The organism is Alphaproteobacteria bacterium (assembly GCA_041396705.1).
Taxonomy (GTDB): Bacteria; Pseudomonadota; Alphaproteobacteria; order CALKHQ01; family CALKHQ01; genus CALKHQ01.
Window position 1 is genome coordinate 126,095 of sequence record JAWKYB010000012.1, and the last position, 12,043, is coordinate 138,137.

Here is a 12,043-nt window from a genome sequence, read left to right on the forward strand (position 1 = left end):
AACCGACATGGTCCCGGTCCGAAGGGCGCCGGATCATAGGAACCGCGCCCATGGCCTGCAACACCGAGCTGGCGCTTTTGTGACGGCGGCGCTGCATCCGCCCCATTTGCGGGCCCGGTCGGGAGAGGAAGCGACATGGCAGAACGGCCGCGGCGGCTGATCGCCGGCAACTGGAAGATGAACATGCTGCGCGCCGACGGCCGGGCGCTGGCCGCGGCTGTGGCCGAGGCGGGCCCGTTCGGTCCGTCGGTGCTGCTGTGCCCGCCGGCGACCCTGCTGGCCGAGGTGCTGGCCGCCGTCGCCGGCAGCGGCGTGCTGGTCGGCGGGCAGGACTGCCATCCGGCGGCGAGCGGGGCGCACACCGGCGACATCGCCGCGCCGATGCTGGCCGACCTGGGTTGCAGCCACGTCATCGTCGGTCATTCCGAGCGCCGCCAGAACCATGGCGAATCGAGCGCGCTGGTGCGGGAGAAGGCACAGGCCGCCCTGGCCGCCGGGCTGACCCCGATCGTGTGCATCGGCGAGACCGAGGCCGAGCGCGACGCCGGCCGGACCGAGGCGGTGCTGGCCGGGCAGCTGGCGGACTCGGTGCCGCCGGGTTGCGCCGGCGCGGACGTCGTGGTCGCCTACGAGCCGGTCTGGGCGATCGGTACCGGCCGCACGGCGACGCCGGAACAGGTGGCCGACGCCCATGCCCATCTGCGCCGCTGCCTCGCCGGGCTGGTCGGCGACCCGGCCCGGGTCGCGCTGCTCTACGGCGGCTCGGTCAAGCCGGGCAACGCGGCGGAGATCCTGGCCACCGCCGATGTCGACGGCGCGCTGGTCGGCGGCGCCAGCCTGAAGGCCGCGGATTTCCTGGGCATCGTCACCGCCTGACCCGCACAACCGCATTCCGGGCTAGGCAAGCGGCGGCAAAGGCACTACAACCCGGCGGTCGTGGCGGGCGGCCGGGTGCGTCCGCCGCCGATTTGGCGCGCCTTCTCTCAACAGACCATCGGTTTTCATGAGCACGGTTCTTCTCGTCATCCAGATTCTGCTGGCGATCGGCCTGGTCGGGGTGATCCTGATCCAGCGCAACGAGGGCGGCATGGGCGGTCTCGGCGGCGGCGGCGGCGCCGGCATGATGACCAGCCGCTCGGCCTCGAACCTGCTCACCCGCACCACGGCGGTGCTGGCGACGCTGTTCTTCGTCAACTGCATCGCGCTGGCCATCGTCGCCGGCCTGGAGCGCGGTTCGTTCCTCGACGACGAGGGCGCGCCCACCGAGACGACGGGACAGGCGACAGAGCCGACTGCCGACCAGCCGACTGAGGACCAGGCGACTGGCGACCAGCCGGCGGCGACCGACGCCGAGGGCGCGACAGCGACCGGCGACGACGCGGCGGCGTCCGGCCAGTCCGGCGCCGCGGGCGACGACGCCGCGCCGGCCGATGGCGAGCCGGCCGACGGCCCGTCCGGCGACGACGCCGACGCGCCGGCACAGTGACCGTGCCGGTTCGCCAAAGGATCATTTCGCTCGCACCGCCGAACCGGCTAGACTGACCTCCCATGACGCGATTCATTTTCGTCACGGGGGGCGTCGCCTCGTCGCTGGGCAAGGGCCTGTCGGCGGCGGCGCTCGGGGCGCTGCTGCAGGCGCGCGGGTTCAGCGTGCGCCTGCGCAAGCTGGACCCCTATCTCAACGTCGATCCGGGCACGATGAGCCCGTATCAGCACGGCGAGGTCTATGTCACCGACGACGGCGCGGAGACGGACCTCGACCTCGGCCACTATGAGCGCTTCACCGGCGTTCCGACCCGTCAGAACGACAACCTGACCACCGGGCGGATCTATTCCGAGGTGATCGCGCGCGAGCGGCGCGGCGACTATCTCGGCGCGACCATCCAGGTGATCCCGCACGTCACCGACGCGATCAAGGACTTCATCACCGCCGACCCCGAGGGCGCCGACTTCACCATCGTCGAGATCGGCGGCACGGTCGGCGACATCGAGGGCCTGCCGTTCCTCGAGGCGATCCGCCAGCTCGGCAACGAGCTGGCAGCGGATCGCAGCCTGTTCGTGCACCTGACGCTGGTGCCGTTCATCCCGTCGGCGGGCGAACTGAAGACCAAGCCGACCCAGCATTCGGTGAAGGAGCTGCTCGGGCTCGGCATCCAGCCGTCGATCCTGCTGTGCCGCTGCGACCGGCCGATTCCGGACGATGCCCGGCGCAAGATCGCGCTGTTCTGCAACCTGCGCCGCAACGCGGTGATTCCGGCGATCGACGCCGACACCATCTACCGGGTGCCGCTGCTGCTGCACCAGGAGGGGTTCGACGACGAGGTCTGCCGCCATTTCGGGCTGGAAGACGCGCCGAAGCCCGACCTGGGCGGCTGGGAGGAAATCTGCCGCCGGGCGACCATGCCCGACGGGCAGGTGCGCATCGCCATCGTCGGCAAGTACACCAGCCTGCTCGACGCCTACAAGTCGCTGGGCGAGGCGCTGGCCCACGGCGGTATCGCCAACAACGTGCGGGTGCAGATCGACTGGATCGACTCGGAGATCTTCGAGCGCGAGGACGCGGTGCACCATCTCGCCGGCGTCCACGGCATCTTGGTGCCGGGCGGATTCGGCGAGCGCGGCGCCGAGGGCAAGATCCGTGCCGCCGCCTTCGCGCGTGAGCACAACGTGCCTTATCTGGGCATCTGTTTCGGCATGCAGATGGCGGTGATCGAGGCGGCGCGCAACCTGGCCGGGCTGGCCGGCGCCAACTCCACCGAATTCGGGCCGTGCCCGGAGCCGGTGGTCGGCCTGCTGACCGAATGGGTGCGCGACAACCGGCTGGAGACCCGCTCCGGCGAGGACGACCTGGGCGGTACCATGCGGCTGGGCGCCTATCCGGCGGTGCTTTCGCCCGGCAGCAAGGTGGCCGAGATCTATGAGGCCGGCAGCATCAGCGAGCGCCATCGCCACCGTTACGAGGTCAACATCAACTATCGCGGCCAGCTCGAGGCGGCGGGCCTGCGCTTTCCGGCATGTCGCCCGACGGGCGGCTGCCCGAGATCGTCGAGCGCGAGGACCATCCGTGGTTCATCGGCGTCCAGTTCCACCCCGAGCTGAAGTCGCGCCCAGACCGGCCGCACCCGCTGTTCACCAGCTTCGTGCGCGCCGCGATCGAGCAGGAGAGGCTGGTCTGATGGCGGAGAGCGACCCGGCCGTCCAGGGTCCGGCCCAGCGTGTGGTCAAGATCGGTGCGCTCAGCGTCGGCAACCGGATGCCGCTGACCCTGATCGCCGGTCCCTGCGCGCTGGAGAGCCGGGAGCACGCACTGGAGATGAGCCAGGCGCTGGTCGAGCTGTGCGGCCGGCTCGGCATCGGCCTGATCTACAAGACGTCGTTCGACAAGGCCAACCGCACGGCGGGCGACGCCCCGCGCGGCATCGGCATGGCCGCGGCGCTGCCGATCCTGGCCGAGGTGCGCGAGCGCTGGGGCTGCCCGGTGCTGACCGACGTGCACGCACCGGAACAATGCGCGCCGGTGGCCGAGGCCGTCGACGTGCTGCAGATCCCGGCGTTCCTGTGCCGCCAGACCGACCTGCTGGTCGCTGCCGCCCGCACCGGGCGCGCGATCAACGTCAAGAAGGGCCAGTTCCTGGCGCCGTGGGACATGGCCAACGTCGCCGCCAAGATCGACGGCGCCGGCAACCCGAACGCGCTGCTGTGCGAGCGCGGCGTCAGCTTCGGCTACAACACCCTGGTTTCCGACATGCGCGCGCTGCCGATCATGGCGCGGACCGGCCACCCGGTGGTGTTCGACGCCACCCATTCGGTGCAGCAGCCGGGCGGCATGGGTGCCCGCTCCGGCGGCCAGCGCGAATTCGCGCCGGTGCTGGCCCGCGCGGCGGTGGCGGTCGGCGTGGCGGCGGTATTCATGGAGACCCACCGCGACCCGGACAACGCACCGTCCGACGGGCCAAATATGATAAAGTTCAACGAATTACCGGAAATTCTTGAGACGTTAATGCAGTTCGACGCGCTGGCCAAGGCCCGCCCGGTGGCGGTGGCCTGACCGCGCGCGCATCGCGACCCGTCAACATGGCGGCGCCCGCGTCCGGGCAGACCGCCCTGCAGCCGTGAGGAGACGCCCGATGAGCGAGATCATCGATATCGTGGGCCGCGAGATCCTGGACAGCCGCGGCAACCCGACCGTCGAGGTCGACGTGCATCTGGCCAGCGGCGGCTTCGGCCGGGCTGCGGTGCCGTCCGGCGCCTCCACCGGCGCGCACGAGGCGGTCGAGCTGCGCGACGGCGACAAGGCCCGCTATGGCGGCAAGGGCGTGACCAAGGCGGTCAACGCGGTCAACGGCGAGATCCGCGACGTGGTGATCGGCATGGACGCGAACGAGCAGCGGCTGGTCGACGCCGCGATGCTGGCGCTCGACGGCTCGGCCAACAAGGGCCGGCTCGGCGCGAATGCCGTCCTCGGCGTGTCGCTGGCGGTGGCCAAGGCGGCGGCCGACCACGCCGGTCTGCCGCTGTACCGCTATGTCGGCGGTGCCAACGCGCATGTGCTGCCGATCCCGCTGATGAACATCCTCAACGGCGGCGCCCATGCCGACAACCCGGTCGACATCCAGGAATTCATGATCATGCCGGTCGGCGCCGAGACCTTCGCCGAGGCGCTGCGCACCGGCGCCGAGGTGTTCCAGGCGCTGAAGAAGGCGCTGAAGGACGCCGGCCACAACACCAATGTCGGCGACGAGGGCGGCTTCGCCCCCAATGTGTCGAGCACCGACGAGGCGCTTGGCTTCATCATGGGCGCGATCGAGGCGGCAGGGCGCAAGCCGGGCGACGACGTGCTGCTGGCGCTCGACTGTGCCGCGACCGAATACTACCGGGACGGCAAGTACTTGCTGGCGGGCGAGGGCAAGACCCTCGGCTCCGACGAGATGGTCGCCTATCTGACCGACCTGACCAAGCGCTACCCGATCGCCTCGATCGAGGACGGCATGGCCGAGGACGACTGGGACGGCTGGGTGGCGCTGACCGCCGCCATCGGCGGCTCGGTCCAGCTGGTCGGCGACGACCTGTTCGTCACCAACACCGCCCGCCTGCATCGCGGCATCAAGTCCGGCGCAGCCAACTCGGTGCTGGTCAAGGTCAACCAGATCGGCTCGCTGACCGAGACGATGGAGACGGTGGCGATGGCGCACCGGGCCGCCTACAGCGCGGTGATGTCGCACCGCTCGGGCGAGACCGAGGACGCCACCATCGCCGACCTGGCGGTGGCCACCAACTGCGGGCAGATCAAGACCGGCTCGCTGTCGCGCACCGACCGCATGGCCAAGTACAACCAGCTGCTGCGCATCGAGGAGCAGCTGAGCAACGCGGCGCAGTACGCGCGCTGGCGGCGCTGAGTCTTGTGGCAGCGCGTGCTGCCCATTCACAAGGACGCGTTTCCGCCATACCGGGAAGATATATCGATTATCAAAGGCTTGGCCGGACTATCTGAGACCGCCCGGGCGACGGCCGTTGCGTTGCCGGCCGACGACTCGGCATAGCGGCACAACCGGGTGACTCCATTGGCAGAATCGGCGCCCGCAATTCCCGTTGACCGGCGTCTTGATCCGTGATTCGGTGCGGCGATGGCGTTGTTCCGCGAGTTGCGATCCCGCTCCCGCGCCGTCCTGCCGGCGGTGGCAGGGCTGCTGACGCTTAGCTATTTCGCCTATCACGCCGTCAACGGCGAGCGCGGCCTGCTGGCCTATTGGCGCCTGCAGGAATCCCTGGCCGAGGCCACGGCCGAGCTTGCCGCCGTGGCCGACGAGCGCGCGGTGCTGGAGCACGAGGTTTCGCTGCTGCGGCCGGGCAGCGGCGGCCGGTCCAGCACCCTGTCGCTGGACATGCTGCGCGAACGGGCCCGGGCGGTGCTGAACCATATCGGGCCGCATGAGGTCGTCATCTTCGACCGGCCGGCGCCGGCGGGCCCGGCCGGGCCCGCCGACTAGGGCCTCACGCACCCGCTTACGCCGAGCGCCGGCAGGTGACGCTGGCCACCCGGTGGCAGTTGCCGACACCGGTCGACCGGCAGACCGACTGGTCGCCCAGCCGTACGTTGGTCTGAAAGATCACGGTGTTGCGCGAATAGGACGACACCGCCGCGTCGTATCCCTGCTGCTGGCAGAACAGGTCGATCTGCTGCTGCTGTCGGCAGGAGCCCTCGGCATAGCAAAGGTCGACCCAGCGCCCGCCGACCTGCGGATCGTTGAACGTGCGCGTCTGCTCCTGCGGCTGGGGTTGCGGCTGGGGCTGGGGTTGTGGCTGCGGTATCGGCGCGGGGCCGCCGACGCCAGGACCGATCGGCATGGCGATGCAGGCGCCGAGCATGCCGGCGGCGGCGATCGTGGCGATGGCGAAGGCCTTGCGGCGCAGTCCATGTCCGGTCATCTCGTTCTCCTCTCGGTGCGATCCGCCGCCGCGGTGGTCGACGGCGGGCGTTGGACACCGGGGAAGCTATGGGCTGGGGTCCGCCGGCCCCATGGGGTCGGTACCCCATTTCGGCCCGGACCGCGGGGCGCCGTGGATGGGACGGGTCGGGCCATGCCGTGCCGGGGACGCCTCGGCCACGGACGCGCCGGCGCACGGTTCCCGCCGGGCCTGCGGCGGGCGCTAGGCCGCGAAATTCAACGCCTTTTCCGGCGTCACTTTGAAAACAAAATAAGCCAATGGCGGATTGATTAACCCGTGCGCGCGTGCCAGCTTGCTGGCAAAGCGATCACAGGAGGAAACCCGTCCATGGCGGCGACCAAGCGCAAACCCCGTGCGGAGTCGAAGGAAAAAGCGGGTGCCGCTTCCCGGCTCGGCGGCAATTCGCTGCTCGAAGCCTATCGCCAGATGCTCCTGATCCGCCGGTTCGAGGAAAAGGCCGGCCAGCTTTACGGCATGGGGCTGATCGGCGGCTTCTGCCACCTCTATATCGGTCAGGAAGCCGTGGTCGTCGGCATGCAGCTGTCGGCGCAGAAGCAGGATTCCGTCGTCACCAGCTATCGCGACCACGGCCACATGCTGGCGGCCGGCATGGACGCGCGCGGCGTGATGGCCGAGCTGACCGGGCGGCGCGGCGGCTATTCCAAGGGCAAGGGCGGCTCGATGCACATGTTCTCGAAGGAGAAGAACTTCTTCGGCGGGCACGGCATCGTCGCGGCACAGGTGCCGATCGGCACCGGCCTCGCCTTCGCGCACAAGTACAGCGGCGATAGCGGCGTGGCGATGTGCTACCTCGGCGACGGCGCGGTCAACCAGGGCCAGGTCTACGAGAGCTTCAACATGGCCGCGCTGTGGAAGCTGCCCGTCGTCTACGTGATCGAGAACAACAAATACGGCATGGGCACCTCCGTCGCCCGCGCCTCGGCCAACCCCGACCTGCACCAGCGCGGCGCCGCCTACGGCATACCCGGCCACCAGGTCGACGGCATGGACGTCGAGGCGGTGAATGCCAGCGCCACCCAGGCCATCGAGCACGCGCGCAGCGGCGACGGCCCTGTCATCCTCGAGATGCTGACCTACCGCTACCGCGGCCACTCCATGTCCGATCCGGCCAAGTACCGGTCGAAGGAGGAGGTCAGCAAGATGCGCGACCAGCACGACCCGATCGACAATGCGCGCGCCAAGCTGATGGACCGCGGCGAGGCCGACGAGGCGGCGCTGAAGGAGATCGACCGCGACGTCAAGGCCGTGGTGGCCGATGCCGCCGAATTCGCCCAGCAAAGCCAGGAACCGGATCCCGCCGAGCTCTACACCGACGTGCTCGCCGAGGCCTGACCATGCGTCCGGCTGCCGCCGTCCGTCGCGGGTGGCCCGGTCCGTCGCCCGCCGCCATCCGTCCGATCCCCGCCCGATCCTTGATTTGAGGACTGCGCCGAAGATGCCCATTGAAATCCTGATGCCCGCGCTGTCGCCGACGATGACCGAGGGCAAGCTCGCCAAATGGCTGAAGTCCGAAGGCGACACGGTGAATTCCGGCGACGTCCTCGCCGAGATCGAAACCGACAAGGCGACCATGGAGGTCGAGGCGGTCGACGAAGGGGTCATCGGCAAGATCCTCGTCGCCGAGGGCACCGACGAGGTGGCGGTCAACACCCCGATCGCACTGTTGCTGGAGGAGGGCGAAGATGCCTCCGCCCTCAACGGCGCGTCCGCGGCCCCCGCCGCAAGGCCAGCGCCGGCGGCGGAGCCGGAACCGGCCCCGGCCGCCGCGGCGGCGCCGGCGGCGCCGCAGCCGGCTGCGCCCGCCGCGCCCGAATACACCGGCGAGACCGCCAGCATGACGGTGCGCGATGCGCTGCGCGATGCCATGGCGGAGGAGATGCGCCGCGACGGCACCGTCTTCCTGATGGGCGAGGAGGTGGCCGAGTACCAGGGCGCCTACAAGATCAGCCAGGGCCTGCTGCAGGAATTCGGCGCCAGGCGGGTGATCGACACGCCGATCACCGAGCACGGCTTCGCCGGCCTGGCGGTCGGCGCCGCCTTCAACGGCCTGCGCCCGATCGTCGAGTTCATGACCTTCAACTTCGCCATGCAGGCGATGGACCACATCATCAACTCGGCCGCCAAGACCCGCTACATGTCCGGCGGCCAGATGGGCAGCCCGGTGGTGTTCCGCGGCCCCAACGGCGCCGCCGCGCGTCGCCGCCCAGCATTCGCAGTGCTATGCCAGCTGGTACGGCCACGTGCCCGGGCTGATCGTGATCGCGCCCTACAGCGCCGGCGATTCCAAGGCGCTGCTGAAGGCCGCGATCCGCAACCCGAACCCGGTGATCTTCCTCGAGAACGAGATCCTGTACGGCCGCACCCACGACGACGTGCCGACCGACCCCGACTATGTGGCGCCGATCGGCAAGGCGCGCATCCTGCGGCCGGGCGCCGACGTCACCATCACCGCCTTCTCGCTGATGTGCGAGCGGGCGCTGGAGGCGGCGGACAAGCTGGCGGGCGAGGGGATCGACGCCGAGGTGATCGACCTGCGCACCATCCGCCCGCTGGACACCGCGACCCTGGTCGGTTCGGTGAAGAAGACCAACCGCCTGGTCGCGGTCGAGGAGGGCTGGCCCTTCGCCGGGATCGGCTCCGAGCTGGCCGCGGTGATGATGGAACAGGCGTTCGACTGGCTCGACGCGCCGGTTGCGCGCGTGACCGGCAAGGACGTACCGCTGCCCTATGCCGCCAATCTCGAGCGGATGGCCCTGCCGCAGGTCGACGACATCGTCGCCGCGGCCAAGGCCGTCTGCTACCGCGACTGAACACCGGAGAATCCCGATGCCGATCCCCGTGCTGATGCCGGCGCTGTCGCCGACGATGACCGAAGGAAAGCTCGCCAAGTGGCACAAGGCCGCTGGCGACGCGGTCGCATCCGGCGACGTGATCGCCGAGATCGAGACCGACAAGGCAACCATGGAGGTCGAGGCGGTCGACGAAGGCATCCTCGGCAAGATCCTGGTCGACGAGGGCACCGAGGAAGTGGCGGTGAACACGCCGATCGCGGTGATCCTGGAGGAGGGCGAGGACGAGAGCGCGCTGAACGGCTTCGACGCCGGCGGCGGCGCGGCCGCGTCCAAGCCGGCCGCCCCGGCAGAGGCGCCGGCGCAGAAGCCGGCCGCCGCCCCTGCCGCCAATGCCCCGGCAGCCGCCGCACCGTCGCAGCCGGCCGCGTCGGCCGCCGGCGGGCGGATCGCCGCCAGTCCGCTGGCCAAGCGGATGGCCAGGCAGGCCGGGCTCGATCTCGGCGCCGTCGCCGGCAGCGGCCCGCACGGCCGGATCGTCAAGGCCGACGTCGAGGCCGCGCTGAAGGGCGGCGCGAAGGCACGCGCCGCCGCACCGGCCGGCGAGGCGAAGGCGGCCGCAGCACCGGCCAAGGCAGCCCCGGCGCCCGCCGCCGCCGTGCCCGGCGAGCCGGCGTTCGAACTGGTGCCGCACACCAGCATGCGCAAGGTGATCGCGCGGCGCCTGACCGAGTCCAAGCAGACCGTGCCGCACTTCTACCTGACCGTCGATTGCGAGCTCGACGCGTTGCTGGCGATGCGCAAGACGCTGAACGACCAGTCGGGCGAGGGCGGCCCGAAGCTGTCGGTCAACGACTTCATCATCAAGGCCAGCGCGCTGGCGCTGATCAAGGTGCCGGCCGCCAACGCCTCCTACACCGACGAAGGCGCCAAGATGTACAAATCGGCCGACATCTCGGTCGCCGTCGCCATCGAGGGCGGGCTGATCACGCCTGTGATCCGCGCCGCCCAGACCAAGGGCCTGGGCACGATCTCGTCGGAGATGAAGGCGCTGGCGAAGAAGGCGCGCGAGGGCAAGCTGGTGCCCGAGGACTACCAGGGCGGCACCTTCTCGCTGTCCAACCTCGGCATGTTCGGCGTCAAGCACTTCGAGGCGGTGATCAACCCGCCGCAGGGCTGCATCCTGGCCATCGGCGCCGGCGAGCAGCGGCCGGTGGTCAAGGACGGCGCACTGGCCATCGCCACCGTGATGTCGTGCACGCTGTCGGTCGACCACCGGGTGGTCGACGGGGCGGTCGGTGCCGAATACATGAAGGCGTTCAAGGGGCTGATCGAGAACCCGCTCTCGATGATGCTCTGAACGAAGTCTTTGCCGCTAAGGAATTGCAATGGCTGAGAAAAGCTACGACGTCCTGATCATCGGCGGCGGCCCCGGCGGCTATGTCGCGGCGATCCGATCGGCCCAGCTCGGCATGAAGACCGCCGTGGTCGAGCGGGCGCATCTCGGCGGCATCTGCCTGAACTGGGGGTGCATCCCGACCAAGGCGCTGCTGCGCTCGGCCGAGATCTACCACTACATGGAGCACGCGGCCGACTACGGGCTGTCCGCCGGCAAGCCGGGCTTCGACATCGCCGCCGTGGTCAAGCGCTCGCGCGCGGTGTCGAAGCAGCTGAACGGCGGCGTCGGCTTCCTGATGAAGAAGAACAAGGTCGACGTGATCGAGGGCGAGGCCGCGCTGGCCGGCGGCGGCAAGGTCACCGTCACCGGCAAGGGCGCCGGCAGCTATGCCGCCAGGCACATCATCGTCGCCACCGGGGCGCGGCCGCGGGTGCTGCCGGGCATCGAGCCGGACAAGAAGCTGATCTGGACCTATTTCGAGGCGATGGTGCCCGAGGCGATGCCTAAGTCGCTGCTGGTGATCGGTTCCGGCGCCATCGGCATCGAGTTCGCCTCGTTCTACCGCACCATGGGCGCCGAGGTGACGGTGGTCGAGCTGCTGCCGCAGATCCTGCCGGTCGAGGACCACGAGATCGCGGCGATGGCGCGCAAGCGGTTCGAGAAGCAGGGCATCCGGATCGTCACCGACGCCAAGGTGACCAAGGTCGACAAGGCCGCCAACGGCATCACCGCCACGGTCGAGGGCAAGGACGGCAAGACCCAGACGATCAAGGCCGACCGCCTGATCTCCGCCGCCGGGGTGCAGGGCAACATCGAGAATATCGGCCTGGAGAAGGCGGGCGTGAAGACCGAGCGCGGCATCGTCGTCGCCGACGGCCTCGGCCGCACCAACGTGCCCGGCATCTATGCCATCGGCGACGTTGCCGGCCCGCCGATGCTGGCACACAAGGCCGAGCACGAGGGCGTCGTCTGCGTCGAGGCGATCGCCGGGGTCAAGGGCGTGCACCCGATGGACAAGGCCAAGATCCCGGGCTGTACCTACTGCAACCCGCAGATCGCCTCGGTCGGGTTGACCGAGAACAGGGCGAAGGAGACCGGCCGCAAGCTGAAGATCGGCCGCTTCCCGTTCATCGGCAACGGCAAGGCGATCGCGCTGGGCGAGCCGGAGGGGATGATCAAGACCATCTTCGACGCGGAGACCGGCCAGCTGCTCGGCGCCCACATGATCGGCGCGGAAGTGACCGAGCTGATCCAGGGCTATGTGGTCGCGATGAACCTGGAGACCACCGAGGAAGAGCTGATGCACACGGTGTTCCCGCACCCGACGCTCAGCGAGATGATGCACGAGTCGGTCCTTGACGCCTATGGCAAGGCGATCCACGTCTAG

General features: G+C 69.7%; 9 protein-coding genes and 2 pseudogenes. 10 read left to right on the forward strand and 1 reads right to left on the reverse strand.

What is annotated here, in order from left to right; translation table 11 throughout:
• The first annotated feature begins 135 nt into the window (after positions 1–135).
• The 6 genes and pseudogenes from tpiA (at position 136) to R3F55_17650 (ending at position 5,987) form a co-directional block, all read left to right on the forward strand.
• Positions 136–876: a triose-phosphate isomerase gene (tpiA, locus tag R3F55_17625; protein ID MEZ5669220.1), complete on the forward strand. Its 741-nt coding sequence runs from the start codon at positions 136–138 to the stop codon at positions 874–876.
• A 127-nt stretch (positions 877–1,003) separates the two neighbouring features.
• Positions 1,004–1,486: a preprotein translocase subunit SecG gene (gene secG / locus R3F55_17630; GenBank protein ID MEZ5669221.1), complete on the forward strand. Its 483-nt coding sequence runs from the start codon at positions 1,004–1,006 to the stop codon at positions 1,484–1,486.
• Positions 1,487–1,548: 62 nt separating this feature from the next.
• Positions 1,549–3,176 (forward strand): annotated as a pseudogene (locus R3F55_17635) (CTP synthase).
• Complete coding sequence (gene kdsA / locus R3F55_17640) at positions 3,176–4,048, forward strand: 3-deoxy-8-phosphooctulonate synthase (protein MEZ5669222.1); 873 nt, start codon at positions 3,176–3,178, stop codon at positions 4,046–4,048. The pseudogene R3F55_17635 and the gene kdsA overlap by 1 nt, the downstream one beginning before the upstream one ends.
• A 79-nt stretch (positions 4,049–4,127) precedes the next feature.
• The gene (eno, locus tag R3F55_17645; GenBank protein ID MEZ5669223.1) at positions 4,128–5,396 is read left to right on the forward strand and encodes a phosphopyruvate hydratase; all 1,269 of its coding nucleotides are present in this window, start codon (positions 4,128–4,130) and stop codon (positions 5,394–5,396) included.
• A 228-nt stretch (positions 5,397–5,624) separates the two neighbouring features.
• Positions 5,625–5,987 (forward strand): septum formation initiator family protein, encoded by a 363-nt coding sequence (locus tag R3F55_17650; protein ID MEZ5669224.1) that lies wholly within the window; start codon positions 5,625–5,627, stop codon positions 5,985–5,987.
• 16 nt (positions 5,988–6,003) lie between these two features.
• Here R3F55_17650 and R3F55_17655 read toward each other — a convergent pair whose 3' ends face one another.
• Complete coding sequence (locus R3F55_17655) at positions 6,004–6,426, reverse strand: hypothetical protein (protein MEZ5669225.1); 423 nt, start codon at positions 6,424–6,426, stop codon at positions 6,004–6,006.
• Positions 6,427–6,774: 348 nt separating this feature from the next.
• On the opposite strand from R3F55_17655, the gene pdhA reads away from it, so the two are divergent.
• The 4 genes and pseudogenes from pdhA to lpdA all read left to right on the forward strand — a co-directional run bounded on the left by pdhA (position 6,775) and on the right by lpdA (position 12,043).
• Complete coding sequence (pdhA, locus tag R3F55_17660) at positions 6,775–7,800, forward strand: pyruvate dehydrogenase (acetyl-transferring) E1 component subunit alpha (protein ID MEZ5669226.1); 1,026 nt, start codon at positions 6,775–6,777, stop codon at positions 7,798–7,800.
• Positions 7,801–7,903: 103 nt separating this feature from the next.
• A pseudogene (locus tag R3F55_17665) lies at positions 7,904–9,278 on the forward strand (pyruvate dehydrogenase complex E1 component subunit beta).
• 16 nt (positions 9,279–9,294) lie between these two features.
• Complete coding sequence (locus R3F55_17670; protein ID MEZ5669227.1) at positions 9,295–10,617, forward strand: pyruvate dehydrogenase complex dihydrolipoamide acetyltransferase; 1,323 nt, start codon at positions 9,295–9,297, stop codon at positions 10,615–10,617.
• A 28-nt stretch (positions 10,618–10,645) separates the two neighbouring features.
• A complete protein-coding gene (lpdA, locus tag R3F55_17675) occupies positions 10,646–12,043 on the forward strand; it encodes a dihydrolipoyl dehydrogenase (protein MEZ5669228.1) in 1,398 nt (465 codons plus the stop codon).

What these genes read in the sequence shown, in the direction of transcription:
- tpiA (MEZ5669220.1), top strand. Translation starts at nt 136, where the DNA reads ATGGCAGAACGGCCGCGGCGGCTGATCGCCGGCAACTGGAAGATGAAC.
- secG (MEZ5669221.1), top strand. Translation starts at nt 1,004, where the DNA reads ATGAGCACGGTTCTTCTCGTCATCCAGATTCTGCTGGCGATCGGCCTG.
- kdsA (MEZ5669222.1), top strand. Translation starts at nt 3,176, where the DNA reads ATGGCGGAGAGCGACCCGGCCGTCCAGGGTCCGGCCCAGCGTGTGGTC.
- eno (MEZ5669223.1), top strand. Translation starts at nt 4,128, where the DNA reads ATGAGCGAGATCATCGATATCGTGGGCCGCGAGATCCTGGACAGCCGC.
- R3F55_17650 (MEZ5669224.1), top strand. Translation starts at nt 5,625, where the DNA reads ATGGCGTTGTTCCGCGAGTTGCGATCCCGCTCCCGCGCCGTCCTGCCG.
- R3F55_17655 (MEZ5669225.1), bottom strand. Translation starts at nt 6,426, where the DNA reads ATGACCGGACATGGACTGCGCCGCAAGGCCTTCGCCATCGCCACGATC.
- pdhA (MEZ5669226.1), top strand. Translation starts at nt 6,775, where the DNA reads ATGGCGGCGACCAAGCGCAAACCCCGTGCGGAGTCGAAGGAAAAAGCG.
- R3F55_17670 (MEZ5669227.1), top strand. Translation starts at nt 9,295, where the DNA reads ATGCCGATCCCCGTGCTGATGCCGGCGCTGTCGCCGACGATGACCGAA.
- lpdA (MEZ5669228.1), top strand. Translation starts at nt 10,646, where the DNA reads ATGGCTGAGAAAAGCTACGACGTCCTGATCATCGGCGGCGGCCCCGGC.